Below are 26803 nucleotides of genomic sequence, written 5' to 3'. Positions count from 1 at the left end.
TGAAAAAAAGCATCAGCGTCTTGGGGACGCGCGTCCGCGCAATGGATGCGATGCGGACTGGTGGGTTGCGCGGAGAGAACCCCGCGGCAGCCTGAAACCCTGGCTGCTGGCATGTGCTGACGAATCAGCGAACATGCGGACAGCTTCGTGAGGGTGCCGCGCCACGTCAGTTGGAAATCGGCATCTGGTCCAGCCCCGATTGATGTGCGCAGGGACAAAGAAAAGCCCCGCAACGAGTGCGGGGCGGTCATGACGGTGCGGTGAGGCTGGATCAGCGGGGCTTGTCGCCCAGGACATGCTGCTTCCAGATGGCGAATGCCTCGTCCGCTGGCAGCTCGGCCAGGATGACGATGGGCTGGTCCTGTCGGCTGCGCAGCTTTGCGAAATATGCCGCGCGTTCGGCAATGGCCTTGAGCTTGATGCCCTTGAGGAACAGCAGCCGGCCGTCCTTGATGAACAGCACCTTGTTGCCGATGTCGCGGTTGAACGCGGTGCGCAGCTTGCGCTCTGCGTGCATGGCATCGGCCAACTGGTCCACGAGGAAGTCGAGCGTCATGTCGATGAGAAGTGGCTCGTCGTCCTCGCGCTCGACGTCGAGCGATGCCGGCGGCAGGCTCTTGGCAAATTCCTCGGCTTGGGCCAGCAGCGCGGCCTGGCCTTGCAACGCGCGCACGAACGTCGAGCCGCCGTGTCCGTCATTGCGGGCTTCGGCGATGGGCCTGCCGTCGAACATGACGGTGGCGGTGAAGCACAGCGTTTCCTCGCTCGCGAAATCCGCGACCTTGAGGTTCTTGAGCGTGATGCGGTCTTGTCGGGTGATGGTGTCCATGGAAAGTCCTGATATCGACCGGGTTGACGACACGCCCCTGACGGGACGCGGCATACATCCCGTGGGTTGGAGGAAGGTGGCATCGATGCCCGGTGGGCAGCGTTCGCCGGAGAGATGCCGGGGCGAACTGGCGGGTGGCGTGGGAGGAACCCACGGCAGCCTTGACACCCTGGCTGCTGGCTGTTGCCGATGCGTCGGCAATGCAGGAGGGAGGATCACGCGGCCCGCCGGCCGCGTCGTGCATCAATCCGAAGCGCTCGATCCCGTCTTGTGCAGGCACTGCACCAGCCGCTGGCCCAGCCACGCGACGCACGGCACGGCCATGGAGTTGCCGATCGCCTTGTAGCGCGGCGCGTCGGCGGAGGGCCTGCCGCGGTACGGCACCAGCGTGTAGTCGTCGGGCATGCCTTGAAGCCGCTCGCATTCGACCGGCATCAGCCGACGCACCCGCCACTGCGACCAGTCGCCCGGACCGGGGTTATTCCAGTCGTAGCGGAAATGTGCCTCGAAGTCCGGTGCCAGCACATGGGGCTTGTCGGCACCGCCGCTGCTGGTGCGCAGCGCGGTCGAGACGCCATCGCCCAGTTCAGCGGCCAGGCCTTCGGTGCGACCGCGCAGCGCCACGCCGATCACCATCGGCCGGCCTTGGCCCGGCTTGCCGCCACCCGTGGAGAGCGTCCCGGCAAGCTGGCCGTGGCCGGATTCCAGCCGCAGCTCGCCGCGCGAGTTCTGCGCGAACGCGATGGCCGGCACCACGCCGGCGTTCGCGTGGCTGAGGCGATGTCTGCCGGCACGCAGCGTCGGTGCATGGTTCGTCGTCGCATCCGCCCCGCAGCCCTGTGCGGTGAAGGCAATGATCGGCACACCCTTGCCGGTGCCGTCCTCGCTGCAGCCCTTGCCGCCGTTGGCGGTGCTGAGCGTGTGGCTGATGCTGCCCGCGATGGACTGCGCCACGAAGGTCTCGACCTCGAAGTCGTTCTTCGGGCCGGGCGCCGCGGTCAGGCAGGCCGCGACGTCGATGGGTCCTGCGGTGTTGCCCCCGCCGAATCCGAACGTCACCGTGGCCTTGCCGTAGGGCTGCTTCAGTCCTGCATATCCCGAGTACCAGCCTGCTGCCGCAGCGCCCGATCCAGCAGCGCCGGCAGCGTCTTGCCACGGCGCGAAGCCCGGCGAAGAATCCCCGCGCAGGCCTGGGCGCTCAAAAAGTACCTCGGCGGGATCGACGCCACCTCCACCACTTGCCACAAGAAACACGCGACGGCGCCGTTGGGCGACGCCGAAATATTGAGCATCGAGCAAGCGCCAGGCGATGCGGCGCCGGGGTCCAGACACACAACCTGCGTGCGCCCATTTTTGCCCTGGCGGTTCGAGCGCACGGCTTTCGCCGGCCAGTGCGCCCAGGAAGTGTCCGAAGGCGTTGCTGCAGTCGCTGAGGACGCCGGGGACGTTTTCCCAGACGAGCGTTGCCGGCGGGCGGCGGTCTTGGCGGCGGGTTTGGTCGATGGCATTTGCAAGCTCCACATAGGCAAGGGTCAGGGCGCCGCGCGGGTCAGCCAGGCCACGGCGGGCGCCGGCCACGCTGAACGACTGGCACGGCGTGCCGCCGACCAGGAGGTCTGGCGCGGGCACGGTGCCGGCGCGGACCTGGCGGGCGATCGTGGTCATGTCGCCCAGGTTGGGCACGAGGGGGTTACGGTGGGCGAGCACGGCGCTCGGGAACGGCTCGATCTCGGCGAACCACGCGGCTTCGAGGCCGAGCGGTTGCCAAGCGAGGCTCACGGCCTCGATGCCGCTGCAGACGCTGCCGTAGAGCAGCGGCGTGTTGCGTGGCGGTGCGCAAAGTTTCGGGTGCATGTCGGTCTCCTGTTCGTATGGCGCAGGGCCATCGCCCTGGCCGGGGCGTTGAAAGGCAGGAGAAAGGCGCCGAAGGCCCCAGGGGCCTTCGGCTCGGGAGGAAAGAAGAACCACCCGTGGGCTGATTGGCAGGCCCGGTCGTCGCTAGAACCGTCTGCTCATCCAGCAATCACACCCGGCCCATGTCGTGGCTGGGGCCGGCATCGTCTGGCGCACATCCGCGCACAAAGGGAGCCCGTTTTTGCGCCGGCGGGCACCGGCACCGAATACCGCTGACCACGAAGGGTCTCCGGGTGGCTCGCACAGGCAAGCCATCGGGGGACCCTTCGCAGCGTGCGGAAGAGATGCGGACGGGGAGAACGCGCGGGGTGCGGTTCGCGGAGAAGCTACCTTCAGGTCCCGCGGCCGGGGGCGGCTGAACGGGACGCGCACACGGACAAGAAGGCGTTGCGCGCTGGGCGTCCCGCAGGGCATGCGGAACACGGGCCACGCCGCCGATGGCGGGCACGGCTCACGGGGAACGGGGGTCGGTCAGGAGCCTTTGCGGCCGCTCTTGCGTGGGCGCGAGGCACCACGCTTGGACGTGCCGGTTTCGACCGGCAGCGTGCCTTTGCAGTCGGGATAGCGACTGCACGACCAGAACGGGCCGCTCTTGCCGGTGCGTTGGCGCGTGGGCGCGCCACACTGCGGACAAGCCGGTCCTTGGGGCACCTTGATGGACAGGGACGTGCTGCCGTACTGCGCGATCAACTGCGAAATCCATGCAGCCTGCTTGCCGATGAACACATCCAGGGTGAGTTGTCCGGCCTCGATCATGTCCAGCGCCTGTTCCCAGACGGCGGTGGTGCCGGGGTCGGCAATCGCCGCGGGCACGGCGTCTATCAGCGTGAGCGCCGCATCCGATGCGCGGATGGAGCGTCCCTTCTTCACGATGTAGCCGCGGGCGATCAGCCCGCTGATGATGTTGGCCCGGGTCGCCTCGGTGCCGATGCCCGTCGTGTCCTTGAGCTTCTGCTTCAGGCGCGGGTCGGTCACGAAACGCGCAACGCCCTTCATCGCCTTGACCAGTTCGCCCTGGGTATAGGGCTTGGGCGGCATCGTCTTGAGGGCCTTGATGTCGGCCCCGGCGACCTGACATGCCATCCCGTCGCGCAATGCGGGCAGCACCTGGCTGCGCGGGGCATCGCCGTCCTCGTCGGCGCTGCCTTCACGTTCTGGCTCGGCCAGCACCAGGAGCCAGCCCTTGACGACGACCTGCTTGCCCGTGGCCACCAGCTTCTGCTGGCCGCAGGAGAGGTCCGCCACGGTGCGGTCGAACTCGTGGTGCGGGAGGAACTGGGCCAGGTAATGCGCCCGGATCAGCCGGTACACCGCCTGCTCCTTCTCGCTCATGGCGGAGAGGTTCGCGGGTTCGAGCGTCGGGATGATGCCGTGGTGCGCCGTCACCTTGCTGTCGTTCCAGGCGCGCGAGCGCTGGGCGCGGTCGAGCTGGCCCATGATCGGGGCCAGCGTGGGATCGGTCTTGAGCAGGCTGTCCAGGACCGTGGGCACCTCGGCGAACATGCTTTCGGGCAGGTAGCCCGAATCCGAGCGCGGGTACGTCGTGGCCTTGTGCGTCTCGTACAGAGCCTGGGCGATCTCCAAGGTTTCCTGCACGTCCAGCCCAAGCTGCTTGGAACAGACTTCCTGCAAGGTGCCCAGGTCGAACAGCAGCGGCGGGCCTTCGCGCACGCGCTCGGTCTCGACCGACACCACCTGGGCACTGCCCGCGGCGCGGATCTGTTGCGCGGCCTGCTGTGCGACGGGCTGCTGCAGGCAGCGGCCGGCGTCGTCGGTGCTGGCGTCGGGTGCCACCCACTGCGCGGTGAACGTCTGACCGCCTGCGGACAGGGACACGTCGATGGCCCAGTACGGCACGGACACGAAGGCCGCGATCTCTCGGTCGCGGTCCACCACGAGTTTGAGCGTCGGGGTCTGTACACGCCCGACCGACAGCACGCCGTCGTAGCCGGCCTGCCGCCCGAGCACGGTGAACAGCCGGCTGAGGTTCATGCCGACGAGCCAGTCGGCGCGCGAGCGCGCCAGCGCCGAGTAATACATCGGCAGCGTCTCGGCCGAGGGCCGCAGCTTGGCGAGCGCGGTGCGGATGGACGCATCGTTGAGCGCCGACAGCCACAGGCGTGCTATGGGGCCGCGGTATCCGCACAGGTCGATGATCTCGCGGGCGATCAGTTCACCCTCGCGGTCGGCATCGGTGGCAATGACGAGATGGGTCGCCTTCGCCAGAAGCGTTTTGACGACCTTGAATTGCGTGGCGGTCTGCGGTTTGACCTCGACCCGCCACTGCTGAGGGATGATGGGCAACTGCTCCAACGACCAGCGCTTGAGCGCCGCGTCATAGACCTCGGGTGCTGCCGCTTCGACGAGATGGCCGATGCACCAGGTGACCGTGACGCCGGAGCCGTTGAGGCAGCCTTCACCGCGCTGCGTGGCGCCGAGAATCCGGCCGATGTCTTTGCCCTGGGAGGGCTTCTCGCACAGAAACAGCCGCATGTCCGTCCATCCGCTTCCCGTTGTTCATGGAGTTGCTGGGATCGAGGATGCCGAGCGCCTGTTGGGGCAGCAGCAAACAAGCTGCATGCGGCAGCGACCGCTTTCACGAGATGGGATGGCTGAGGCGGGGATGGCGTGCGGCCGGCGATGTGCGAGTCGGGAGCCGCGATGTTCGGGAGCGCGTGGAAGCCGGTGGACGCTGGTGGCGCTGTCCCCTGGGGATAGCTCGCGAGGACATGGGGGGCGGCAACGTACTGCGGCCGCCCCCGTCGGATCACTTCCTGCGCTTGGGCTCCTTCGGCGCAGCCGGTTCCTGGGCGGCCTGGGGCTTGGGCTGCGCGTCCTGTGCGGTCTCCTGCGATTTGGGGCTCAGGACGACGGACTCGATGCGGAACGGCAGGATGCCGACGCTGCGCGCGTTGATCTGCCAAGTCTCACGTGGCTGATCCTCGTTGTCGGTCCAGGGTTCGCGCTCCATGCGGCCGACGACCAGCACGCGCATGCCCTTCTGGTAGAGGTCCTTCCAGTGCGCGGCGTCGCGGTGCCAGATTTCCACCGGCGCCCAGAAGCCGCCGCGATCCTCATAGTCGCCGCCCTTGGTGGGAACGGGGTTGTCGAAATACACGTTCAGCCGCAACAAGCGCCGCGGTTCGTCGTTGCCGTTGGGGAACTCCCGGTACTCGGGGGGCGAGCCGATGTTGCCTTCGCCCGAAAAATGCGTGCTCATGTTGCAATCTCCTTGGTGGTTGAAATACCCGCACCTGGTCGGCGCCGGGCGCGTGCTGGGATGCCCGGCGCAATCACCGATCGCGCATTGCGGCGGGAAAGGACGTGAGCCGGCGCAGGTAGGCGTCTTCCGCCTCGGCGGCCTTGCTGGCGCACTCCTGCGCCTGCCTGCCCAGGGTGTGCAACAGGCTGATCTGCATGTTCAGCGTGATGCGCTGCAGCTCGATCGCGTGCAGGTCGGCCAGCAGGTTGACCGGCGTGCTGGTGCTCGCCATCAGCTCCTGCCACAGGGCCACGCCCATGGCCGAGCGGTCGTGCCTGCGCCAGCGCAGGAACGTCGTTCCCGCGCCAGTGGTCTGCTGGGCCAGTTCCACGGGCAGCAGGTGGAAGGGATGCCCACTGGCCTGTTGCAGCACTTGTCGCTGCGCCAAGCCGATCAACTCGTCGCGCATGGCGAAGCACTGGCCGGCCCAGGCCTCCAAGTCCCCTTTACCTTTAAAAGGCTTTAAAAGGCCTTTTAGAGAGGCCGCGTGTTCCAGGCGCATGAAGGCTCCCTGTTGCAGGCCCCGGAAGTAGCGGGTCGGCTGGTTCAGATCGCTCATGCGGATTCGTCCTCGCCGGCAGTGGCTGCGTTTTCGGACGGGTCGGCAGCAGCGGCCGCATCACCATCGACGCTGGTAGCGGCTGCGGCAGGACTCTCACCGCGCTGTTGCAGACCACGGCGCACGATGGGTGGCGCAAACTTCGAGCGGCGCGTGCCTTCGAGCACGTCCTGCGGCAACTCGCCGAACTTCTCCAGCGCGGCCCGCGCTGCCGCATTCTTCGCCGCGAAATCGTCGCGGGTGCAGCCCGAATAGCGATACTGCTGGGCCAGCGAGAACAGGCTGCGCAGCGCGTGCGCGCCCTCGTTGAGCCAGCGCTCTAAGGTGCTGCGGTCGATCAGCGCGGTGTGGTGGGCGAGGATCAGCTTGCGCGCGATGTCGTCGTAGTCGGCCAGGAGATAGACAGCGGCAAAGCCCAACTGCGCATTGACGAACAGCGGCAGCTTGACGGGCTGCACGTTGAGGTTCTCGCCCAGGGTCAACGCGGCGGGCACGCCGGCCAGGGCCTGGTCCACCTGTTCGCGCAGCGTCTGCAGCGTGGTCTTGGTCTGGTCGAGCTTGTCCTCGATGCGCAGCATCCACCAGTCGCTGTACGGGTCGTCCTGCTCCGAGCCGCGCTTCATTTTGTTCATGACGGCGATGTAGCCGTTCAGGCCGACGATGCCCGGTCGCCCCTCGGCGGCGGCGCGGCCATGCCAGATGCGCGAGGCGTGGTGGGTGTGCAGCGTCAGCGACATTGCGCTGCGCAGGGAGCCGAGGTTGAGTTGCAATGGTTCGTTGCTGGTTGCCATGGTGATCGCTCGCTGGTGGACAGGGAGCCGCCAGCATCCGCATGCGGCGGAAGGCAGTCAGTCAACAAACCGAAATGAGCCGGCCCCCGGTTCTGTGCGCGCTGGCGGCGCAGCGCGCAACGGTCCCCTGGGGACCGCTCCGCAGATGGGCATTCACGTTGGCGCTCCGGGCCTCGGTCGTCGACGGGTTGCGTGCTGCACCGCACGTCGCGCTGTCGTTCGACACCATCCTTCGCAGCACGGCCGTCCCCAGGGGACCGTTCCGCTGAGCGCCATGGAGGTTTGCTTCATGGCCTTGCCAGGCGCTTTGCCCAGGTTTCGCGCAGCAGGTCGCGCCGTCACCCGGCGCTTCACCGCACAGCCGTCCCCAGGGGACCGTTTCTGCCGACCGCCATGGAGATCTACTTCACGGCTTTGACGAGCCCTGTGCTCAGGTCTTGCGCAGCAGGTCGCGCAGGCGCTCGATGTGCTGCCGGGCCACCTCGGGCGGCACGACGTTGCGCGGCGGCTCGGATGGTGGCGCTCGCGCCGCCGATGGTGTTGGCGGTGCCGGGCCGGTCTGCTTGGCCCACGCATTGAACTCGCCGCGCATGGCGCGCTGGATGATGCCGAACAGATATCCGGCGGGGTTGCGGATGCCATGCTTGCCGCACCGTGCGGCCCATTCGTCCAGCACGGCCTGCCCCAGGGCAGCGTCCACCTGCTGCAACGCCATCCTGGCTCCGGCCTGCTGTTCCGCCTTCAGTTCCGCGAAGCGCTTGGGCCATTGCAGGTCGCCCAGCGCACGCGCCTGCGCGGTAGTACGTACTTCATTAATACGACTACTACGTACTGTACGGTCCTGCTTCGGATTCCGAAGAGCGCCGTCTGGCGCGGGTTTCGGCCCTGCTTCGGATTCCGAAGAGGGGCGTTCGCCATTCCGAAGAAGGCTCGCGGGCCCTTCTTCGGAATCGTGGATCGCATCCTCCTGTGGATAACTTTGAGTGGCGGTGATGCCCTGGTCGGCCAGGCGCTCGGCGAGCACTTGCAGCCGCGACGGCAAGGTGCGTCCGGACAACATCGGGTCGTCCGCGATCTCCTGGAGGGTGTTGAGTCCCACCACCTGAACGGCCTTGGCCGAATGCCCCAGCGACTGGCTGACCAGGGCCAGGTAGTCGGCGTCGAGCTGCATGGCCTCGAACGGTGTCAGGGGTTCGTCATGCAGGACGTAGAGGTTTCCGAGGATGCGGCCGGTCTTGGGGTCGCGCCGTCGTCGCACGAGGCTCAGCCAGCGCGTCAGGCGCAGCAGCGTCAGCGCCCGCGCGACGGTCTCGTGGGAGGCTTGTCCCGCGCAGGGCATGGACGCCAGCCAGGGGCGCAACTGCTCATAGGTCGGGAACGCCGTGACGCCGTCGTCGTTGAGCATCAGCCGGAACACCTGCCAGGCGTTGCGCTCCAGCGGTGTCAGGCGGCGGTCGAGGAACAGCCGCCGCGGCACGCTCTCGTGCCGATTGCCACTGAACAGGAAGGCGTCGCCGGACGCGGCAGGCGTGGGCACTGCCATGGGCGCTGGCGCGCTGGGATGTGGCTTGGGCGTGAGGTCCTTCAGCGCAGCGTCGAACAGGTCGGCGAGTGCGACGGGGCCTTGACGCGGGGCTCGTGGGGCGGTGTCGTCCACGGCCATGGCCTAGCCCAATCCCTGATCGACCCAGTTCCTGATCGCGGCCCAGACCACCGAGAGCGGCAGTGACATACCCTCGGCCAGGTCCATGGCCGCATCGAGAATCGAGGTCTCGTCCTCCAGATCGACGTTCCTGCTGCTGGTCACGGCTTTCCATTGCCGCCACAGTTCGGTGTCCTGGGTCTCGTCCAGGACGGGGTGGCGCCCCTTGCGCTTGGGCAGGCCGAGGATCTCCCGCCGCAGGGCGACTTCCTGATGGGTCAGGCCATAGAAGCGGCTGACCATCTCCGTGCTGGCCCCCAGCCGCAGCATGCGATCGACCGTGGCGATTTCCTTCTCCACGTCCTGTGCCTGGTTGAGCAGGCGCTGCAGCACTTCGCGGTTGACCGTGACCGAGCACCACGAGACGCTGGCGTTGGCCAGCACGCTGATCAGCGCGGGGTGCTTGAGCGCATCCAGCTCGGCCTCGCCGAAGCCCATGGCCTTGCAGCGGCGCAGTTGGCCGTTGCGAAGGTCATACAGCGCCTGGGCGATCACGGCCTGGTTGAGCGGATGCGATGTGGACATGCGACCTCCCTCGCTCACGTCCCGGGCGCCGTGGTGCCGGCTTCCAGGTCCAGCAGACGCCGGGCCAAGCGGAGCAGCCGAAAGAGCTTGACCAACGCGGTGTCGCTCAAGCGCCTTGCGCCGCTGCCATGGCCTTGGCTCTGGCCGTGCAACAGGGTCGGCAGGTCGGCGGCGAGCTGCGCGCCGTCCAGGCCCGCTTCGGCGACGGGCTGACCCGTCAGCGAAGTGAGGAGCGTCAGCACCGCGCGGCCGAGCGGCGACGGGGCTTGGCCGCGGGCGCGGCACGCAAACCCGATGCCATCGGCGCGATCCTCGATGTACTCGTCCAGGCCTGCCTCCCCGGCGATCTCGCGCGCGAACTGCGCGATGTGGATGCGCAGCCGATCGGGCGTGTCCAGGCCGGCGTCGATGTACCAGACATCGGAGATCGGATAGAGTCCGCCGGCTTGCACCGGGATGGACTGCAACACGCTCGCCGAGAAGTCGGGCGGCAGCGCATCGCCCAACTGGTCGGCGACCATGCGCTGGATCGACTGCAGCCGTTCGGTCGTCGGTGCCGGCGAGACGATGTGCTCACGAAGCAGATCGCTCGGTGCAGCCGCCGGGCTTCCCGTGGCCGCTTCGCCAGCCGCCGTGTCGTCGTGGCGCAAGGTGGGCTCGGACGCCGGAGGGCTGGCGGGTGGAGGACCGGCCGCCGCTGCAGGCGTGGCGATGGACGATGCTGCGCCCGGGGGAGTCGGCGTGCCGGCGGTGGGCGAAGGCAACGCCGGCGGCGCCGCAGGTGGCGTCGGGTCGCTGACCAGCGCCCGGTGGCGGCTTTCCGATTCGGTCAGGTCCAGCGCCAACACGTCGTAGCCGATGCCCAGCAGCTCGGACATCTGGCCGATCAGCTCGTCCTGCACGCGCTGCGGCGCGAACTCGTTGCCCTGCGTGTCGAACTGCGCCAGCACCTCCTGAAAGAAGCTGTCGAAGTCCAGCGGCAGCGAGCGGTCCTTGGCATAGTGCTCCCAGGTGCGCTTGCAGGCCGTGCGCATGACCGACAGTCGCTCGACCTGGTGGCGCCCCAGGCCGCCATAGAGCACAGTGGGAATGGCGGGCAGCAGGTAGCGCACCGCGTCGGCCATGCGGGTGATGTGCGACCGCTGGACGGGAAAGCCATCGGCCGCCAGGCGGCGGGCCAGTTCCGACTGGCTCAGGGCGGCGCCGCTCTCCTGCTCGTAGAACTCGCGTGCTTTCTCGACGCCGAGCGCGCGCTCGATGAACGTGAGGCCGCCGCGCAGTTCGTTCTCGGCAAGATGCCCGGTCAGCGCGACGATTTCACCGCGCTCTGGCCATGGCCGGAACAGGCACGATATGCGGAAGAAGCGTTCTTCCTTGGTCTCCGACCAGAGTTCGCGCAGGATCGCCAGCCGCGTGTTGCCGCCGTTGCGGATGATGTAGTGGTCCTCGCCGGGCCGGCGCGTGATGGCCGGCGCCGCGTCCAGGCCGCGCTCGCGGATGGATGCCTTGATTTCCTCGTAGGCCGGGTTGCGCTTCATGCGCGGGTCATGGTCGTAGGGCCGCAACTGGTCCAGCGTCACGACCATGGGCGTGTCCGCGATCGGGTCGCTCAAGGCCGTAGCCGCTGGGCCGCTGCGCTCGAAGCCCGCCGCGAGCAGCTTGCCGGCCATGTCCTGCGAGGTCAGGTCAGCCATGGCCGCACCCCTCGCAGTCCCCACGACCGCCGGCCGGCGCCATGCGGGCCTCTCGCTCGGCGCGGCGGATCTGCGCACGGGCGTTCAGTCCGGCCCGCTGGTCGCTCGCGGTCGAACTGGTGTAGATCGCCGCGCAGCCGGCCTTGGTGAACTTGAGGTGCCCACCCGGTGTGCGCTTGACGTGCCAGCCTTCACCGACCGCGAACTCGATCAGGGCGCGCAGCCGCTTGTGGCCGCGGGCCAGTTCATGTGCGTTCGCCATGGGGCCTCCCGGTATCAAGAGGACGTGGCGGGCGACCGGATACTTGAGCCAGTCGGTCCTGCCATTGCGGGAACAACTCGCTGGCGAGCGCGCGCATCGTGTCGAGCGCGGCAGGGGCGACTCTGCCGGCCGGCTGGCGGTGCTCGACCCGATGCACCGGCAGGCCGCGCGTCGCGGCGCGCGGATAGGCTTCGATGGCGGGCACGTCGGTGGCGAGCACACGGATGCCAGCATGGTCTTGGAACAGGTCGCGCAGGGCCTGCTGGATCAGTCGGGCGTTCGCCGACACCGGGTGAACGCGGTTGATGAGCAGGTGCAGCGGCGGCGGTTCGATGCCCAGGTGCCGGTACGGCGCAATGTCTTCGAGCAACTGCATGGTGCCGCGTCGAAGCTCCCGGGCCGCGAGGATTTCCGGCGTGACGGGCGACAGCGCAAGATCGGAGGCGAGCACCGCCATCTCCAGCAGCACGGAACGCGCGCCCTGGGTGTCGATCAGCACCAGGTCATAGAGCGGCGCAAGCGCCGGCAGCAGATGCCGCAGCCGCAGGCGTCCGTCCGGCGCGTGCAGCAGCAAGGTGTTCAGCTCGCCCCGGTGGTCATTGGAGAGCACCAGGTCCAGGCCCGCGACGACCGTGCGGGACACGAGCTGGCCGAGGTCGCGCTCGTTGAAGGCCAGCAGCTCGTAGATGCCGCCGGGTGCGCGGTGAGCCAGTTCGTAGTAGGAAGACAGCGTGGGCTGCACGTCGAGGTCGAGCAGCAGCACACGCAGGCCCGCATCGGCGGCGAGCCCGCCCAGGTTGGCGGCCGTCGTGGTCTTGCCGACGCCGCCCTTCGTTGAAATGATGGATACGACCTGCATGGCGCTCTCCTGCTGGGAATGGGAAGTCCGCGGGAGAACGGGTCAGGTCCGGTGGTTGAGGCGCTCGGCGATCCACTGGTCGATTTCGATCGAATCCCAGCCGACGGCGCGCACGCCCAGGCGCAGCGCCTGGGGGAACTGGCGCTTCTTCATCAGGTTGTAGATGTGGGCGCGTTTGAAGCCGGACTTCGCTTCGACTTCATCGAGCCGCAGGATGCGGCGCTCGTTCGGCGGGAGTACAGGTGTCTGCGACATGGCGGTCACTCCTGAACGCTCGGTGGCGTTTGTTGGCGTGACCTCTATTCAATAGACCTGGCTGCGGGAAGACACTGCAAATGCAATATCCGCGGTTGCACATACAAGCTGGATAGCCTCATCCGCTTGCGCTACGGACGTACTTCCTGGCGTTGGCGAACTTGCCGTTTAAGGTTCGCTCCGTAATGCCCATGGTGCCGCCATAATGGGCGACCAATGCCGAGACGAGTGCCTCCTGAGTCTTGAAGCTGGAATAAGGCACACCGAAGGGGACTGGCCCAGCATCAGCGTCAGCATCCCGCCGATGATGTTGAGATACGTCGTCTCAGCTCGCTCGCTGATCTCGCATTGCTTGGAGGCCAGCAGCACGGCAGATTGCTTGAGCAAGGTGTCGTGCTGCTCCTGCAATTCCCGCATCTGGCGCCGGGCATGTTCAAGCGCGGCCTGAAGGGCCAGCCGCTCGACCAGGATCGCCTGTCCTGTTTCCATGGTGATGAAGGGGTGCGCCATGCGTTCGCCACGGCTGAACAGGAATCCTGGCCGGTGCTCGGGATAGTGGGTGCGCATCCAACGCTTCAGATCGACATGGCGAACAGTCAGATCCAGAGAATTCAGCAGCTTCGGATCATTGAGCGTGATCCCGTTCTTGCCGTAGGGCAGCTCTCCGTTGAGGATGCCGTCATAGATACGTTCCGAGTGCAGCCGGCACTCATTCCATCGAGGGCAGTTCAGCGACGGAGGCAGGACACGCGGTGACGCGATCGTGGCCAGGATCATCGGCAGATACCGCAGCAACCCAGCCCATCGGATGGCCGCCTCGATGGGACGATAGAACACCTTTGATGTTGAAATGTCCTTGTGCATGTCTTCATCTCCTTTCGGGTGCGCTACATCACCGGCTCCTTTCTTGCCCAAGGGCTGTTGTGTCGTTATGGCCTGCAACGGACGCTTGAGGCGATGCCCTAAGCGAAGGCGGAGGAGGCCATTGGCATCCGCCGCAGGTGGCCTTGTCTTGCTTGATATGCAAGAATTGATCAGTTGCCGGCCCATCGAGCGATGAGGACGCAAGCTCGATACTGGCGCTCACGGTACCAGCGTCATAGGTGGCGCAAAGCCCATCAAGACCGATTTGGTATGGTCTGATATCCAGACGGTTCAAGACCAGCGAGTTGAAGCGTTCGACGCCCCTACGTCCAGTTGGTGACTGGAAATCAGCGGTTAGTGATGCATCGCTCCACATGCTGATATATCGACAAAGTATCTGCCGCAGTACCAGTGACCCTGCCAGGTTGCCCCAGCACATAGGAGACGGAGATGGCTGAACATTCCCATGAACATCAACATCACACATCCGGTCAGATGGGTAAGCACGGCCGACCATACGCCAAGTTCTGGGTGAACATGGTGTTGGGCCTCGTCGTCATGTACTTCGTAATGTTCAGCATGATCGACGGCGCCAGGGACTTCAGAAACAATCTCAACATGCTCTACATGGCGGTCACTATGTGGGCGCCAATGGGCATCTTCATGCTAGCGACAATGCCCGGCATGTTTCCAAACCGGCGGCTCAATCTCGTGCTGTACGGCTTGTTTGCCGTTCTCACACTCGGTTCTTTTGCCGCGACCCGTGCTCAAACCGGAATCGGCGATCGACAGTTCATCGCGTCTATGGTCCCGCACCATTCGGGAGCGATCCTCATGTGCCGCGAGGCGCAGCTCTCAGATCCGGAACTCGTCAACCTATGCCAAGCGATTTCCGATGGCCAGCGCGCGGAGATCGAGCAGATGAACCGGATTGCTGCACGCCTTCGTTGAGGCTGGCTGCCACTACACTGGCGCCGCGTTGCGCTCCGGCGAAGTTAGCCGCAGCGATGTAAAGATGAGTACTTGCGGTGTTCCGATGCCGGCGGTTGTGTCCTACAGCCGTCCAGGTGCCAGGCAGTCCACGCGACACCACCCCGCGCTGCCTGCGGAGCGAGCGCAAGTCATGATCGTCGCAAGTTGGAGTTCGATAGCGAACCCGCTCAGCAGCTGGACGCATCAGGCGTAACGACGGGTGGATGGATCATCCTTGGACGCTGGTGGAAGTGGTTGGATGAACTTTGTTGCCGAGGGCGAAAAACAAGGCTATAATTGAGTTCTTCGCTGATCACCACAGTGGAGAAAGTGATTGGGAAACAGAGACTTAGCGCTCTAGTGCATGACTCGTTTCCCGCTCCAAATATGGAGCACCCATGAATCCCAACTGATTCATGGGCGTTAAAAAAGGAGCTTAGGCTCTTTTTTTATCAGGGCGTAAGTCCTGTGGCGTTGAGTTAGTGAGTTGCCTTGGTATCCAAGGCACATGCGGGAATAGCTCAGTTGGTAGAGCGCAACCTTGCCAAGGTTGAGGTCGCGAGTTCGAGCCTCGTTTCCCGCTCCAATATGGAGTGCTTCTGGATTTAATCAGTCCATGAGGCAAAAAAAGGAGCTTCGGCTCCTTTTTTTGTTTCTGCAATGCGGGGAGGCCCTGACTATAACCAGTGCGGCCTCACATCAAGGGGGTACCGTGTTTGGCACTGCTCGGCTTCCAAGTAAAAGAGTGAACTCAGGTCATCTTATCTGGGCAATATTCAAGTCTGCTTTCATTTTTGGGCATCATATTAAACTGCGATTTAATGTGATTTGGCAATGAAAGAAAACTTTAGATTAATCGCTGCACTTGAGCGCGGCAGGCGCGAGCGTCAAGAGGTGTCTGATAGCCTTCAGCCGATCGACTGACGGGCGGCCAGGCACCCAAGCCATGAATGTGCCTGCGGGCCGCTTCCCGGCTTGCCGCTCGAAGCTGGTGCGGTTTTCAAGCAACCACCAGAATTCAGCCTTCCCGTTGAGCAGTTTTGCTTGGGCGTGGCTCAGGGCACGAGCCTCCCTTTCCAGCCGCGGATCCTCACTTTCTGAGCGAATCAGCGCCGTGCAACAGCTGGATTATGAGGTGGCATTGCAAAGGCCCTTCTCATCGTTGATGATCGGATCCCCAGCTTAGCCGGAAGGTGTTCTTTGCCGCCCTTCAGAATGGTTGCCTGATCGGGGTACTTCGCTCCCGCGGCCGGAGCGATATGCGCGGGCGAGCTCTACCCGAGGGCCGGCGGGCGCGTCTGCATGACGAGATCCGCCACGTTCTCCAGTTCGGCAAGCGCCCGGCCCAAGTACTCGGGGTACGGATGCTGCTGCGCGAACTTCGTCAACAACACGTCCAGAGGCACCCTGGATCCCTTTCGCAACTCCTGCGCCGCGAAGTTGGCCGCGTCCTTGTCTCTCAAGACCTCCGCCCTCTTGATCAACTCTGCCGCCAAAAGCAGTTCCGCTGCGGGTTTCATGGTTGTCCTCTCCGATGTCGGTAATGGGATGAGACCGGAAATATGGGTAGAGCGGTTGTCTATCAAGAGGGTCGACCACGCCATATCGCCGCGTGCATGTGCTAAAAAACCGCTGCAAACACTCGCTGACCAAATTAAATTTTTCGCGCCCAGTTGAGGCTTGAAATCGCGCGGGCCATTCCTATTCTTGTGACTGGATGCGCTGGAGACGCTTCCAGCGCTCTGTTCAACCCTTGAATGGAGGTTTCGCTATGTATCGATCCTTGTTTCCGCGTGATGTACTCGCCGAGATGGATCGCCTGCAGCGCGATTTGCAGCAGGCCTTGGATCCGTCTCCCACTATTCGCGGCTTTGCCCGCCATGGTTATCCCGCTCTTAACGTCGGTGGAACTCCTAAAACCATCGAAATTTATGCTTTCGCCCCGGGTCTTGATCCGGCGACTTTGGAAGTCAATTTGGAACGCGGCTTGCTGACCATTGCCGGTGAACGCAAGAGCCCGCTTCCTGACAAGAGCGACAAGAGCGACAAGGCCACCGTTCACATCAATGAGCGGTTTGAAGGACGTTTCCGCAGGGTGGTGACCTTGCCAGATGACGCTGATCCAGATCAAGTCAGTGCAAAGCTGCATGACGGCGTCTTGCATATCACTATCCAGCGACGCATCTCTGCCCAGCCGCGCCGCATTCAGATCCAGTGATCCGTTATTGCGAAAAGGAGAAAACCATGCGCAACGATGTTCAAACTTCCGAAAACACCACTGCTCGTGCAAGCGCAAGCTCGCAGGAGCGGTCACGTTACAGCGAAGCCGCGTTGACTCCACCTGTGGACGTGGTGGAGGACGGCAATGGGATCACCTTGTATGCAGATCTTCCCGGAGTGAGCCGGGATAAATTGAACCTGCATGTTGAGTCAGATACGCTGACCATCGAAGCTGAATCTGGCTTGACGGCGCCTGAGGGGCTGGCTTCGCATCACACCGAAGTAGGATTGGCGAGATTTCATCGCGTGTTCACGCTGAGCAAGGAACTCGACACCGAGAAGATCTCTGCTGAGCTGGCGCAAGGAGTTCTGAAGCTTCGCATACCTAAGGCGGAGCACGCTCAGCCTAAGCGTATCGAAGTACAGCTCGCTTGACGGGCATTCTTGGACCGCACGGCCGCCTATGGCCGTGCTGGTCTATTCTGAGGAAGGCGACGTAAGCAGCTCTACCTTCAGTGAGCTGTTGAACGCCTGCTGGCTCTCCGTTGCAGACTCCGTTTGATGGCCAGGAGCGCATTTCCATCGGGAGTAAGTCCATGCACGGTGACGTAGCGTTTTCCGCCTGGAAGGAAGTGGAGGGCGCCGTTGATCAGGCCTTCTGCTTTCAGGTCAAGGAAGGCGTCAATTTTCGGAGGATCCAGCAAGACAATGGCGGACGTTTCTTGAGCAACGATTTCAAGCAATTCTGTATCCATTTTTTGCTCTCATTGGTCACTGAACGTTGATGAAATGGCTGAATTACTAGGGTTTACTCTAGCGTTTCTTCACAAGAGTGTTGGATACAAAGGTACTGTCTTTGTACCTGATGGTAATGTGTCGGACGGCTCCATCGCTGCGCGTTGGGTCCAAGGCCTGGCTGATGTGTGCAGTCCGCGCGCCGAGCTGCATGGAGGGCGAAGCCGGCAAGCGGCATGCAGCCGGCCAACTGCGGCTTGTCTCGGCAAGCAGGTGCAGGCTCAATTCGCGCCAGCGACTCGAGGCCAATGGCGGTCAGCAATTCAGTCCACACCGAAGGCTTCTGGATTTCATCAGACCAGGAGGCAAAAAAAGGAGCTTCGGCTCCTTTTTTTGTTTCTGGGGTGTCCTGAAGATTCAGCGGCAACCTCTGCAGCCGGCGTTTTTGAGGTCGCCATCTCGACGGAATGGGCCTTGACTGCAGCGGCAGTACCGTGACGGGTGTGCTGCAGTGCACGAAAGTATTTGCGGCGCGCGCCTTCTTTCTCAGGCAAAGCGGGCTGTGACCCCTGGGGCGGGAGTGGCGCCAAAGCCTCCGCGGCGCACCACCGCATCGCGTCCGCCATGTGCTTCCAGCAGGACGTGCTGATCGGACTTGGCTTGGCGATCTTGAGCTTCCGGATCCACGATGCGGCGCAACTCAACGGTCAATTGCTTCAATACCGTGGCGTGCTCGCCTCCTGGGGCGAGATCATGGAGTTCCTCGGGATCTTGCGCAAGGTTGAAGAGTTGAGGAGCCATGCCTACGTAGTAGATCAGCTTCCAATGGCCCTGGCGCACCATGTAGGCGCCGGTCTCGGCGCCTGCGGCGTGGTATTCGGAAAATGCCACGCGCTGATGGTCGTCCCGGCTTTCACCCATCGAGAGCAGTGAACGGCCAGGCCATTCCGCCGGCGCCGGCAAGCCCATCCATTCCATGAGCGTCGGCGCCACGTCGGCGAGGGTGGCGGGCGTGGCTACCACCTGACGCATATTCCGGCCTGGAGCGCGCACCAGGAGCGGGACGCGGGCGAGACTCCTCGTACAAGGTGGATTTTCCCCAGAGCGCGCGGGTGCCCATGTTGTCGCCATGGTCCGCGGTGTAGATCAGTAGCGCTTCTTCAGCCAGGCCCGCGGCTTCAATTGCGTCGCAAATTTGCTGGAAATGCCAGTCCATGAAGCTGCACAGGCCGGCATAGCTCAGCATGGCTCGCTTGCGAAGCATCTCATCAAAATAGGAGTCGTGGCGGAAGCAGTCGCGCAGCGCGTTGATCCAGGGGTGATCGTCGCGGTCTTCCGCCCGACTCAGCTTGGGTAGCGGTATGTCTTCCAGCCGGTAGAGGGCGGCGAACTCCTCAGGCGCGATCAAGGGGAAGTGCGGTGCAACGAAGGACGAGAACAGAACCCAGTTGTCCTGTTCCGCATGATCTTGGATCCAGCGGATGGATTCGGCCGCGATCGCGCGATCGTATTGCGTATAGGTGCTTTCGCCGATGCCGATTTCCTCCGCCAGTGCCTTGGCTTTGTGGCGCACTGGCAGCGGGTCGCGTACCGCACCCAGCAGATCCCCTACGCCATTGACAACGTGCATGGGCAGCAGTTGGCGTGTGAAGCCAGTGTCGTCCACTTCATTGCGAAAGTGGAGCTTGCCTATCGAGGTGACGTCGCAGCCAGCATCGCGCAGCAGGTGTGTCCAGCCACGCGGCGTGCCGGTGTAGGGCAACCCGTTGCACCAGTTGCGGGTGGCATGCGTGTAAAGCCCCGTGGTAAAGGATGCTCGCGCGGGAATGCAGATGGGCGAATTGGTATAGGCCGATGTGAAGCGCGTGTTGGATGCGCTGAAAGCATCCAGGTGAGGTGTCTTGATCCATGGGTGGCCGGCCGAACCCATGGCAACGCCGGAATGTTCATCCGACATGACGACGATGGCGATGCGCTTTTTCCTGTTTTGCACGTTCAAGACTCCTTGATACCTTGTTCCTTGACCACCGAGCGCCATCGTGCAAGATCTGCGGCGACATAGTTGGTGAATTCAGGCTGGCTCATCGGCATCATCTGCAAGCCGTCGCCGGCTAGCTTGGCGGTCAATTCAGGCTTGCGCAACACCTGGGCGCACGCAGATTCCAGCGCCATGACCACTGCGGCAGGTATGTGTGCCGGACCCATGATGCCTACCCACTGCGCGGCCTTGAAATTCTTGACGCCAAGCTCTTCTAGCGTGGGAACATCCGGAAGCTGCGGGTGGCGAGCCGGCCCTGTGACGACCAGCGGCCTCAGCTTGCCTGACTTGATATAGCCGAGCGCACCGGCCAGCCCAGGCATCGAATACTGCACCTGTCCAGCCATGAGATCAGTCAATGCCGGAGCAATGCCGCGGTACGGGATATGCAGCACCGAGGTACGTGTGGCGAGTTTCAAATGCTCATATACAAGGTGAGTGATGGTGCCGGTGCCTGCGGAACCGTAGCCTGCCTGGCCGGGGTTGGCGCGCAGATCGGCCAGGTAATCCTGGAACGATTTCGGCCCGGTGGCGGCATTGCAGACCAGTACGTTGGGCGCGCCACCGATCATGGTGATAGGTGTGAAATCTTTCAATACATCGTAGGGCAACTTGCGGACGGCTGGCAGGGTGCCATGCGTGCTGACATAGCCTAGCAGCAGGTTGTAGCCATCCGGCTCGGCGCGGGCGATGGCTTGACTGGCGATCTGGCCACCAGCGCCCGCCTGGTTGTCCACTACCCAAGGCTGCCCCATGTGGCGTGAAAGGGCATCCGCCACGACGCGGGCAATCATGTCGGTGCCGCCTCCGGAGGCAACGGGTACCAGCAGTCGTACCGCTCGGGTCGGGTAGCTTTGCGCGGTGGCCGAGCGCGGCAGGCCAACCGTTGCGGCGATCATCCCAGCGAGCGTGTACTGGATGGCCTCGCGGCGAGAAACAGCGGGGCTGAAAGGGGAGTCAACAAGAGGGAGCGGCATGTCTTTTTTCACGATCCTGGAGGGAGTCAGGCAGTCTAGGCAGTCAAGCGCATCCATGGAAATACAATCTCCGCACAAGGGCTCTTCAAATTTCTTTGAACCGCGGCGCACATGATGAAGGACGAGCATTGGCTTTGAATCTTGATCATCTACGTGCCTTTCTTGTCATTGCAGAAGAAGGCAGCATGAATCGCGCCGCAGCACGCCTGCTTCGAGCGCAGCCGGCCGTAGGGCGGCAAGTACGCCTGCTGGAAGAGGCTCTGGGCACGCCGCTGCTGGAGCGTTCCTCCACTGGCGCGCGCCCTACTGCGGCGGGCTTGCAACTTGTGGAGCATGCGCGCCGCATCTTTCGCGATGTCGCGGAAGCCGAAGCGGCGATGGCCCGCACTAATCACAGTCCCAGCGGCCTCGTTACCGTGGCCATTCCTACTTCATTGATCGATCAATTGGGCGTACGTCTTTTTTCCACCATGCAGGCGCGCTACCCGCTCGTGGAACTCACCATGCTGGAGGGAGACAGCCACGCCATCACGCAGTGGATGCGAGATGGTTCCGCAGACATCGCACTGTTGCCCGACGCCGGCACGGATGCGAGTCTGCACGTTCAGGAGTGTGCAACCCAGGTATTTTGCTTCTGTGGGCTGGCGGACAATTTCGATCGCTTGCCCAGTGCCATCGATCTCGCGGAGGCTCTTACTTATCCCCTGGCGCTCACCTTGCATCCCAATCGGTTACGCCGAATGATTGACAACGCTGCCTCGAGTATCGGATGCATCGTACGTACCGCGGCAAGCGCCAACACGGGACATCTCATCACATTGATGGTACGCGATGGTGCTGTTTACACCATAAGGCCGCGGCTTGGGCCGGCACCGGCGGTGGTCGATGGAATTGCGTTTATTCCGCTGCGTGCGCCAGAGATTCGTCGTTCTCTGAGCGTAGTGTGGAGCACTGCCAGGGCTCTGCCAGCAGCGGCGGATGCCACCCGCACGACGTTGGCGGAAGTCACGCGAGCTATTGCCTAGAGCCTGTTCAGCTTCTTGCTGGAACGGAGTGGCTGGGTATCCCGCCCAGGTTGACAAGGTTGGCAACGCCGTCGACCGCGGAGCCGTCGAGGTCCCAAGCAGACAACAGAATCGCCCTGGCAGCACATTCCCACGGCCGGACGTCCTACAGCGGCATCCCGCTACCCGAGGAACAATGGTTCAGAGATGACGATTGAACCTTCCGTCCGTCCCCATCCTGTTTCAGAACCCATCGCGTTCAAGGTCCTCACCGTGAACGTACATAAGGGGTTCACCACCTTCAACCGGCACTTCATCCTGCACGAGTTGCGTGATGCTGTGCGGCAGGTAGGGGCGGACCTGGTGTTCCTGCAGGAGGTGCTGGGCACACATCACTTGCATGCGAGCCGCGTGGCGAACTTTCCCCAAGTGCCGCACTACGAGTTTCTGGCTGACACGATCTGGCCGCAGTACGCCTATGGGCGCAATGCGGTTTACGACAACGGAGATCATGGGAACGCGCTGCTGTCGAAATTTCCAATCACGCGTTACGAGAATCACGACATCTCCGTCGCGGGCCCCGAGCGCCGCGGCATGCTGCACTGCGTGCTGCAGCCCCCTGGGCACCACCTGCCGGTACATGCGGTGTGTGTGCACTTCGGCCTGAAGGAGTCGCACCGCCAGCGGCAGTTGCTGCGTGTGTGTGAGCTTCTGCGCACTTTCCCCCAGAAGAGCCTGTGGTGGTGGCTGGGGATTTCAATGACTGGCGCCACCGGGCGCACGCCATCCTGCGTCGCGGCGCGGACCTGCGTGAAGTATTTGTACAAGCCTTTGGACACGCGGCACGCACTTTCCCGGCGTTCATGCCTCTATTGGCACTGGATCGTATCTACGTGCGCAATGCCTCCGTGCACTCGCCGCTGGCTCTTCCCCGTACCCCTTGGGACAAGTTGTCGGATCATGCCCCGTTGGCTGCGGAGATCCTGCTGTGATACGCAAGTCTCCCAGCACCTTCAATGCGCCGCGCTCTTCCCGATGGGTTGCGGGCAATCAATTCGAATTGCTGGAAAACGGCGAGGAATTCTTCCCGCGCGTGTTCAACGCCATTGCGAGTGCCCAACACGAGGTGATGCTGGAGACCTTCATCGTGTTCGAGGACGAAGTAGGCCAGCAACTTCATGCCGCTCTTCTCGCGGCCGCCCGGCGCGGAGTGGAGGTGCATGTGCTGGTGGATGGCTTCGGATCGCCGGATCTCTCCGCAGGCTTCGTGGGGAGTCTGGTGGAAGAGGGGGTGCGTTTTCGTATCTTTGATCCGGGCCGCCGCTTTCTCGGTCAGCGCCTCAATCCGCTGCGCCGCATGCACCGCAAAATCGTCGTTGTGGACGGTGAATTGGGCTTTATCGGCGGCATCAACTACTCGGCCGATCACATGGCTGATTTCGGCCCCGAGGCCAAGCAGGACTACGCCGTGGCGGTGCGTGGACCCATCGTCACGCAGATGCGTCACTTCACGCGCGAGGCTGTGTTGGGCCGGCCCGGACGCAGGCAGCAACACCGGCAACCACAGGCACCTTGCCAGGCGGACGCCGGGAGCCTTCCGCATGCGCAAGCCGCGGATGCCATGTTCGTAACCCGTGACAACCACCAGCACCCCAGCGATATCGAACGCCATTACCGGGTGGCGCTGCGCTCGGCGCGTCATCGCGCGGTGATCGCCAACGCCTATTTCTTTCCAGGGTACCGGTTCACCCGCGAGATGCGGCGTGCGGCCCGGCGCGGCGTGGATGTGCGTCTTATTCTCCAAGGCCGGCCTGACATGCCCATCGCGCGGAAGGCCGCCAGCATGCTCTACGACCATCTGCTGCGCGCCGGTGTGCGCATCTACGAATACTGCGACCGGCCGCTGCACGGCAAGGTGGCGTTGGTTGATGACCAATGGGCTACGGTGGGCTCAAGTAACCTCGATCCGCTGAGTCTGTCCTTGAACCTGGAGGCGAACGTCATCATACGGGACCGGCATTTCAACGCGCACCTGTATCGGCGGTTGGCGCATCTGATCGAGAGCAGCTGCCGCGAGATCGAGGCCACGCCCCCGGGCGCTTCGACGGTATCCGGCTGTTGCGCGGTTATGTGCTGTTTCACTTGATGCGCTGGTTTCCCGCCTGGGCAGGCTGGCTGCCGCGGCACGAACCCCAGATTGCCGTCGTGGGGCAAACGGCGCCGAGGGCTTCCGCAGAGTCTGCGTCAGGCTCAGACGATGCGAGCGCATCGGCATAGCGCGATGGCCCGCCCGCCATCGACAACAGCCGATGCGTTGACGGGCTGGCGCAGCATGACGCAGCGGCCTTGGTGGCCCTGGCTGAAGCGAAGCGCGGTGGCGTTGTTTCTGACTCTGGTGGCTTGGCTTATCCTGAGGCATGCGCGCTTGGTGGACTGGCATGCTGTGCTGCACGCGCTGCGGAATCTGCCGGTCAGCGTACTTGCCATGGCGGGCGCACTCGCGCTGGCCAGCCATCTCACTTACGGTACGTTCGACTGGGTAGGCCGCCAATGCAGCCGCCACCGCCTCGGCCTCTTCGCCACGCTCGGCATCGCCATGACGAGCTACCCATTCATACTCAATCTGGGTTCCCTGATCGGCGGTGTGGGTGTGCGCTACCGGCTGTATTCGCGGCGTGGCGTGGATCCGGGCACCATCGGACAAGTGGTGGCCATCAGCATCGTAACGAACTGGTTGGGCTACCTTGTGCTGATGGCCGTGCTGCCGTGGCTGTGGCAACCGCCACCCGTGGCAGGCTGGTCGGTCACATCTGGGCAGTGGCGCACGGGCGGCATGCTGCTGGGGTGCCTTCCTCTGGCCTACGTGTGGCTATGTGCCCTCCGCGCGGGCCGGGCATTCACATGGCGGGGCCATTCGCTTCCATGGCCTCGCTGGCCCGTGGCTCTGTGGCAGGTAGCCGCATCAGCTTGCAACTGGATGTTCATGGGCGCGGCGCTGTGGACGGTGCTGCAGGGCCAGGTCGCTTACCCCGCGGCTTTGGCCACCGTGATGCTGGGGGCGGTGGCCGGATTGGTGCTGCGCGTGCCCGCCGGCTTGGGCGTGCTGGAGGCTGTGGGTGTGGCCTTGCTTACGGCACCACCTCTGGATTCTGCCGAGGTGCTGGCGGCTCTCCTGGCTTATCGGGCCTTGTATTATTTCGCGCCCCTGTTGCCCGCAACCTTGGCTTTGGGCGCTGCGGAGTTGCACTGGCGTCAGAGAGCTGCTTAGACCACAGCCTGATGTATCTACAGCGTCATAGTGATTTCTTGGGGACTTCCAACGTTGCAACGCCGCTGAAGTAGGCTATCTCGCTCGTTGCACGACTACTGCGCAAGAAACTCCCTGTTCTAGACGTCGCCAAACTGGGGTTGCTTCACGGCATTATCTGCTGCGCGCGGTGGTCGAGAAGGCAGGGGCCTTGGAGGCGGCTACGATTCGGCCCTAGGAGCTCCTTTTTATTTTTGTTCTTGAAGTACTTACATGACACGTCCAGTTCTCCATACCTTGATCTGCAGCACGCGCCCGGGGCGCATTGGCCCGGCGGTGGCCGAATGGGCGCATGGCGCGGCACAGGCCCACGGCGGGTTCGACGCGAAGCTGGTGGATCTGGCCTCTTTCGGTCTGCCTGTTTTCGACGAACCCGAGCATCCCCGGCTGGGGCGGTATGCCCACGAGCACACGCGTGCCTGGAGCGCCAGCGTGGCGGCGGCCGATGCCTTCCTCTTCGTGCTGCCCGAATACAACTTTGCGCCACCGGGCGCGCTGGTCAATGCGCTCAACTATCTGGTTCGTGAATGGCATTACAAAGCCGTGGGTTTCGTCAGTTACGGAGGCATGTCGGGCGGCATCAGATCCGTGCAGGTCACCAAGGCGCTGCTGAGCACGCTCAAGGTGGTACCCATGGTGGAGGCGGTTGCGCTCACGAACGTGGCGCAACAGATGCAAGCCGAAGGAGGGCTGGCGGCCAACCCGATCAATGGTCAGTCCGCCACCGCCATGCTCGATGAACTGCTGCGCTGGACGAACGCGCTTCAGGGTTTGCGGGCCAAGTAAGCCCATCTAAGCGCACTGAGAGGGCTATATGCTCAAGCGGGGGCAGGCCCCAGGACGCCCTTGCCGCGCAACTGCTGTATCTGTTCCGCACTGTACCCCGCCTGCAGCAGGATCTCATCGGTATGTTCGCCGAGCAAAGGCGCACCGGTCTCAATGGTGGGCGCTTTGTCTTGCCATTGAAAACCAGCTGCGGCCATCCGGAATTCTCCCTTGAAGGTCTTCACCTTCTGCAGCGCGGCCCGATGCTCGAGCTGCGGGTGCTCGATGATCTGATCGACACGCCGAATGGCACCACAGGGCACGTCGGCTGCGGTCAATGTCTTCTCCCAGTATGCCGCGCCATGACCGGACATTGCGGTTTCGATGAGTTCCCGCAGGGCTTTCTCATGTTCCGTACGAGTGGCCCAGTTGGCAAAGCGCGGGTCGTTCAAGGCTTCCGGACGGCCCAGGGTGGTTAGCAGCTTGATGAACTGCTTTTCGTTCATCACCGCGAGCACGATATCTCCGTCGCCCGTCTTGAATCTGTTTCCCGTCGGCTTGCGGCTGACCGACTGGTTGCCCATCTGCGTGTGCTGAATGCCGCTCATCGTCGCTTCGCTGACCTGCGAAGAGAGAAACACCAGGGTGGAGTCGAGCATGGAGACATCAAGGAACGCGCCCTGGCCCGTATTCGCCCGTTCATACAACGCGCTGGAGATGGCGAAGGCGCCCGTCATCCCGGCGATGAGATCGCAGGCGGCGAAGCCGATGCGCGTGGGGCCGCCCGCGGGGTCTCCGTTCATGGCCATCACGCCGGACATCGCCTGGATCTTGCCGTCGAACGCGGCCGTGTATTTCTCAGGCCCTGAATGGCCGAACCCCGAAATCGAACAATAGATGAGGCGTGGATTCAGGGCCTTCAAGGTATCGTAGTCCAGCCCCAGGCTTTTCATCACGCCCGGGCGAAAGTTTTCGCATAGGACATCGATGTCCTGGATCAGACTGTGAATGATCGGGATGCTTTCGGGGGATTTCAGATCGAGCGCGATACTGCGCTTGTTGGGGTTCATGGCGAAGAAGGTCGGAGACATCTTCGCGGCGGCGAGTGACTTGTCGACCGGGCTCTCGCGCGTGGGGTCCCCTTCCAAGGGTTCGACTTTGATGACGTCCGCTCCGAGAACCGCGAACTGGAAGGTCGCGAACGGGCCCGCAACGTATCGCGTGAAATCAAGAATCTTGACCTGGCTGAATGGCATGCTTGTCGGCATC

General features: G+C 63.6%; 24 protein-coding genes, 1 tRNA gene and 3 pseudogenes. 9 read left to right on the top strand and 19 right to left on the bottom strand.

The window, feature by feature from the left end:
* Positions 1-271: 271 nt before the first annotated feature.
* The 13 genes and pseudogenes from WJU18_RS22105 to WJU18_RS22045 form a co-directional block, all read right to left on the bottom strand.
* Positions 272-829: a hypothetical protein gene (locus WJU18_RS22105; protein WP_023108433.1), complete on the bottom strand. Its 558-nt coding sequence runs from the start codon at positions 827-829 to the stop codon at positions 272-274.
* 243 nt (positions 830-1072) lie between these two features.
* Positions 1073-2683: a DNA cytosine methyltransferase gene (locus tag WJU18_RS22100; RefSeq protein ID WP_038204406.1), complete on the bottom strand. Its 1611-nt coding sequence runs from the start codon at positions 2681-2683 to the stop codon at positions 1073-1075.
* 531 nt (positions 2684-3214) lie between these two features.
* The gene (locus WJU18_RS22095; protein ID WP_033962290.1) at positions 3215-5236 is read right to left on the bottom strand and encodes a DNA topoisomerase III; all 2022 of its coding nucleotides are present in this window, start codon (positions 5234-5236) and stop codon (positions 3215-3217) included.
* A gap of 274 nt (positions 5237-5510) precedes the next feature.
* On the bottom strand, positions 5511-5963 hold the full coding sequence (locus WJU18_RS22090) for a single-stranded DNA-binding protein (RefSeq protein WP_003120036.1): 453 nt from the start codon (positions 5961-5963) through the stop codon (positions 5511-5513).
* A 73-nt stretch (positions 5964-6036) separates the two neighbouring features.
* Positions 6037-6564 carry a DUF3158 family protein gene (locus tag WJU18_RS22085; protein ID WP_003090100.1) on the bottom strand — a complete coding sequence of 176 codons (528 nt, stop codon included), beginning with the start codon at positions 6562-6564 and terminating at the stop codon, positions 6037-6039.
* Positions 6561-7355: a PFL_4669 family integrating conjugative element protein gene (locus WJU18_RS22080; protein ID WP_003090099.1), complete on the bottom strand. Its 795-nt coding sequence runs from the start codon at positions 7353-7355 to the stop codon at positions 6561-6563. The genes WJU18_RS22085 and WJU18_RS22080 overlap by 4 nt, the downstream gene beginning before the upstream one ends.
* A 430-nt stretch (positions 7356-7785) precedes the next feature.
* Positions 7786-9018 carry an STY4528 family pathogenicity island replication protein gene (locus tag WJU18_RS22075; protein ID WP_023113902.1) on the bottom strand — a complete coding sequence of 411 codons (1233 nt, stop codon included), beginning with the start codon at positions 9016-9018 and terminating at the stop codon, positions 7786-7788.
* Between the two features lie 3 nt (positions 9019-9021).
* Positions 9022-9582: a DUF2857 domain-containing protein gene (locus WJU18_RS22070; protein WP_003090097.1), complete on the bottom strand. Its 561-nt coding sequence runs from the start codon at positions 9580-9582 to the stop codon at positions 9022-9024.
* A 14-nt stretch (positions 9583-9596) separates the two neighbouring features.
* Positions 9597-11276 (bottom strand): ParB family protein, encoded by a 1680-nt coding sequence (locus WJU18_RS22065; RefSeq protein ID WP_423461072.1) that lies wholly within the window; start codon positions 11274-11276, stop codon positions 9597-9599.
* Positions 11269-11538, bottom strand: a complete 270-nt coding sequence (locus tag WJU18_RS22060; RefSeq protein ID WP_009517729.1) for a hypothetical protein — start codon at positions 11536-11538, stop codon at positions 11269-11271. The genes WJU18_RS22065 and WJU18_RS22060 overlap by 8 nt, the downstream gene beginning before the upstream one ends.
* A complete protein-coding gene (locus WJU18_RS22055) occupies positions 11522-12397 on the bottom strand; it encodes a ParA family protein (RefSeq protein WP_009517730.1) in 876 nt (291 codons plus the stop codon). The genes WJU18_RS22060 and WJU18_RS22055 overlap by 17 nt, the downstream gene beginning before the upstream one ends.
* A 42-nt stretch (positions 12398-12439) precedes the next feature.
* A complete protein-coding gene (locus WJU18_RS22050; protein ID WP_003090093.1) occupies positions 12440-12652 on the bottom strand; it encodes an AlpA family transcriptional regulator in 213 nt (70 codons plus the stop codon).
* 118 nt (positions 12653-12770) lie between these two features.
* A pseudogene (locus WJU18_RS22045) lies at positions 12771-13516 on the bottom strand (hypothetical protein).
* Between the two features lie 450 nt (positions 13517-13966).
* Between WJU18_RS22045 and WJU18_RS22040 the strand changes: the two are divergent.
* Positions 13967-14467: a DUF305 domain-containing protein gene (locus tag WJU18_RS22040; RefSeq protein WP_003098996.1), complete on the top strand. Its 501-nt coding sequence runs from the start codon at positions 13967-13969 to the stop codon at positions 14465-14467.
* A 531-nt stretch (positions 14468-14998) separates the two neighbouring features.
* Positions 14999-15074 (top strand) — tRNA-Gly (locus tag WJU18_RS22035).
* Between the two features lie 688 nt (positions 15075-15762).
* On the opposite strand, the gene WJU18_RS22030 is transcribed toward WJU18_RS22035, so the two are convergent.
* Positions 15763-16008, bottom strand: a complete 246-nt coding sequence (locus tag WJU18_RS22030) for a hypothetical protein (protein ID WP_423455704.1) — start codon at positions 16006-16008, stop codon at positions 15763-15765.
* 251 nt (positions 16009-16259) lie between these two features.
* Here WJU18_RS22030 and WJU18_RS22025 point away from each other — a divergent pair, with 251 nt between their 5' ends.
* Together WJU18_RS22025 and WJU18_RS22020 are read left to right on the top strand one after the other, a co-directional pair.
* On the top strand, positions 16260-16706 hold the full coding sequence (locus WJU18_RS22025; protein WP_423455702.1) for an Hsp20/alpha crystallin family protein: 447 nt from the start codon (positions 16260-16262) through the stop codon (positions 16704-16706).
* A 26-nt stretch (positions 16707-16732) separates the two neighbouring features.
* On the top strand, positions 16733-17143 hold the full coding sequence (locus WJU18_RS22020; protein ID WP_423455701.1) for an Hsp20/alpha crystallin family protein: 411 nt from the start codon (positions 16733-16735) through the stop codon (positions 17141-17143).
* Between the two features lie 77 nt (positions 17144-17220).
* Here WJU18_RS22020 and WJU18_RS22015 read toward each other — a convergent pair whose 3' ends face one another.
* The 4 genes from WJU18_RS22015 to WJU18_RS22000 all read right to left on the bottom strand — a co-directional run bounded on the left by WJU18_RS22015 (position 17221) and on the right by WJU18_RS22000 (position 20458).
* Positions 17221-17463 (bottom strand): hypothetical protein, encoded by a 243-nt coding sequence (locus WJU18_RS22015; RefSeq protein WP_423455699.1) that lies wholly within the window; start codon positions 17461-17463, stop codon positions 17221-17223.
* A 526-nt stretch (positions 17464-17989) separates the two neighbouring features.
* A complete protein-coding gene (locus WJU18_RS22010; protein WP_423455697.1) occupies positions 17990-18475 on the bottom strand; it encodes a sulfatase/phosphatase domain-containing protein in 486 nt (161 codons plus the stop codon).
* The gene (locus WJU18_RS22005; RefSeq protein WP_423455695.1) at positions 18357-19436 is read right to left on the bottom strand and encodes a sulfatase-like hydrolase/transferase; all 1080 of its coding nucleotides are present in this window, start codon (positions 19434-19436) and stop codon (positions 18357-18359) included. The genes WJU18_RS22010 and WJU18_RS22005 overlap by 119 nt, the downstream gene beginning before the upstream one ends.
* Before the next feature lie 2 nt (positions 19437-19438).
* Positions 19439-20458, bottom strand: a complete 1020-nt coding sequence (locus WJU18_RS22000; protein WP_423455693.1) for a Bug family tripartite tricarboxylate transporter substrate binding protein — start codon at positions 20456-20458, stop codon at positions 19439-19441.
* Positions 20459-20553: 95 nt separating this feature from the next.
* Here WJU18_RS22000 and WJU18_RS21995 point away from each other — a divergent pair, with 95 nt between their 5' ends.
* The 5 genes and pseudogenes from WJU18_RS21995 (at position 20554) to WJU18_RS21975 (ending at position 25555) form a co-directional block, all read left to right on the top strand.
* Positions 20554-21483 (top strand): LysR family transcriptional regulator, encoded by a 930-nt coding sequence (locus WJU18_RS21995; protein ID WP_423455691.1) that lies wholly within the window; start codon positions 20554-20556, stop codon positions 21481-21483.
* Positions 21484-21669: 186 nt separating this feature from the next.
* Positions 21670-22454, top strand: a pseudogene (locus WJU18_RS21990) (endonuclease/exonuclease/phosphatase family protein).
* A pseudogene (gene clsB, locus WJU18_RS21985) lies at positions 22454-23739 on the top strand (cardiolipin synthase ClsB). Before WJU18_RS21990 ends, clsB begins: the two co-directional pseudogenes overlap by 1 nt.
* 4 nt (positions 23740-23743) lie before the next feature.
* Positions 23744-24730, top strand: coding sequence for a lysylphosphatidylglycerol synthase transmembrane domain-containing protein (locus WJU18_RS21980; protein WP_423455689.1), 987 nt, complete (start codon positions 23744-23746; stop codon positions 24728-24730).
* A gap of 252 nt (positions 24731-24982) precedes the next feature.
* Entirely contained in the window at positions 24983-25555 is a 573-nt protein-coding gene (locus WJU18_RS21975) for an NADPH-dependent FMN reductase (protein WP_423455687.1), read from the top strand.
* Between the two features lie 32 nt (positions 25556-25587).
* Here WJU18_RS21975 and WJU18_RS21970 read toward each other — a convergent pair whose 3' ends face one another.
* Positions 25588-26802, bottom strand: a complete 1215-nt coding sequence (locus WJU18_RS21970) for a CaiB/BaiF CoA transferase family protein (protein WP_423455685.1) — start codon at positions 26800-26802, stop codon at positions 25588-25590.
* Between the last annotated feature and the right edge of the window lies 1 nt (position 26803).

Source organism: Ottowia sp. VDI28, assembly GCF_049532675.1.
In the GTDB taxonomy this organism is placed as follows: Bacteria; Pseudomonadota; Gammaproteobacteria; order Burkholderiales; family Burkholderiaceae_C; genus Ottowia.
The sequence above is the reverse complement of the archived record's forward strand: the minus strand, read 5'-3'. Positions and strand labels throughout refer to the sequence as shown.

Excerpts from the sequence above, each read along its gene's own strand:
- WJU18_RS22075 (WP_023113902.1), bottom strand. The coding sequence starts at position 9,018 with ATGGCCGTGGACGACACCGCCCCACGAGCCCCGCGTCAAGGCCCCGTC.
- WJU18_RS22100 (WP_038204406.1), bottom strand. The coding sequence starts at position 2,683 with ATGCACCCGAAACTTTGCGCACCGCCACGCAACACGCCGCTGCTCTAC.
- WJU18_RS22090 (WP_003120036.1), bottom strand. The coding sequence starts at position 5,963 with ATGAGCACGCATTTTTCGGGCGAAGGCAACATCGGCTCGCCCCCCGAG.
- WJU18_RS22050 (WP_003090093.1), bottom strand. The coding sequence starts at position 12,652 with ATGTCGCAGACACCTGTACTCCCGCCGAACGAGCGCCGCATCCTGCGG.
- WJU18_RS22030 (WP_423455704.1), bottom strand. The coding sequence starts at position 16,008 with ATGAAACCCGCAGCGGAACTGCTTTTGGCGGCAGAGTTGATCAAGAGG.
- WJU18_RS22105 (WP_023108433.1), bottom strand. The coding sequence starts at position 829 with ATGGACACCATCACCCGACAAGACCGCATCACGCTCAAGAACCTCAAG.
- WJU18_RS22020 (WP_423455701.1), top strand. The coding sequence starts at position 16,733 with ATGCGCAACGATGTTCAAACTTCCGAAAACACCACTGCTCGTGCAAGC.
- WJU18_RS21980 (WP_423455689.1), top strand. The coding sequence starts at position 23,744 with ATGGCCCGCCCGCCATCGACAACAGCCGATGCGTTGACGGGCTGGCGC.
- WJU18_RS22040 (WP_003098996.1), top strand. The coding sequence starts at position 13,967 with ATGGCTGAACATTCCCATGAACATCAACATCACACATCCGGTCAGATG.
- WJU18_RS22065 (WP_423461072.1), bottom strand. The coding sequence starts at position 11,276 with ATGGCTGACCTGACCTCGCAGGACATGGCCGGCAAGCTGCTCGCGGCG.
- WJU18_RS22085 (WP_003090100.1), bottom strand. The coding sequence starts at position 6,564 with ATGAGCGATCTGAACCAGCCGACCCGCTACTTCCGGGGCCTGCAACAG.
- WJU18_RS22060 (WP_009517729.1), bottom strand. The coding sequence starts at position 11,538 with ATGGCGAACGCACATGAACTGGCCCGCGGCCACAAGCGGCTGCGCGCC.
- WJU18_RS22010 (WP_423455697.1), bottom strand. The coding sequence starts at position 18,475 with ATGCGTCAGGTGGTAGCCACGCCCGCCACCCTCGCCGACGTGGCGCCG.
- WJU18_RS22095 (WP_033962290.1), bottom strand. The coding sequence starts at position 5,236 with ATGCGGCTGTTTCTGTGCGAGAAGCCCTCCCAGGGCAAAGACATCGGC.
- WJU18_RS22070 (WP_003090097.1), bottom strand. The coding sequence starts at position 9,582 with ATGTCCACATCGCATCCGCTCAACCAGGCCGTGATCGCCCAGGCGCTG.
- WJU18_RS22000 (WP_423455693.1), bottom strand. The coding sequence starts at position 20,458 with ATGCCGCTCCCTCTTGTTGACTCCCCTTTCAGCCCCGCTGTTTCTCGC.
- WJU18_RS22080 (WP_003090099.1), bottom strand. The coding sequence starts at position 7,355 with ATGGCAACCAGCAACGAACCATTGCAACTCAACCTCGGCTCCCTGCGC.
- WJU18_RS21975 (WP_423455687.1), top strand. The coding sequence starts at position 24,983 with ATGACACGTCCAGTTCTCCATACCTTGATCTGCAGCACGCGCCCGGGG.
- WJU18_RS22025 (WP_423455702.1), top strand. The coding sequence starts at position 16,260 with ATGTATCGATCCTTGTTTCCGCGTGATGTACTCGCCGAGATGGATCGC.
- WJU18_RS22015 (WP_423455699.1), bottom strand. The coding sequence starts at position 17,463 with ATGGATACAGAATTGCTTGAAATCGTTGCTCAAGAAACGTCCGCCATT.
- WJU18_RS22055 (WP_009517730.1), bottom strand. The coding sequence starts at position 12,397 with ATGCAGGTCGTATCCATCATTTCAACGAAGGGCGGCGTCGGCAAGACC.
- WJU18_RS21970 (WP_423455685.1), bottom strand. The coding sequence starts at position 26,802 with ATGCCGACAAGCATGCCATTCAGCCAGGTCAAGATTCTTGATTTCACG.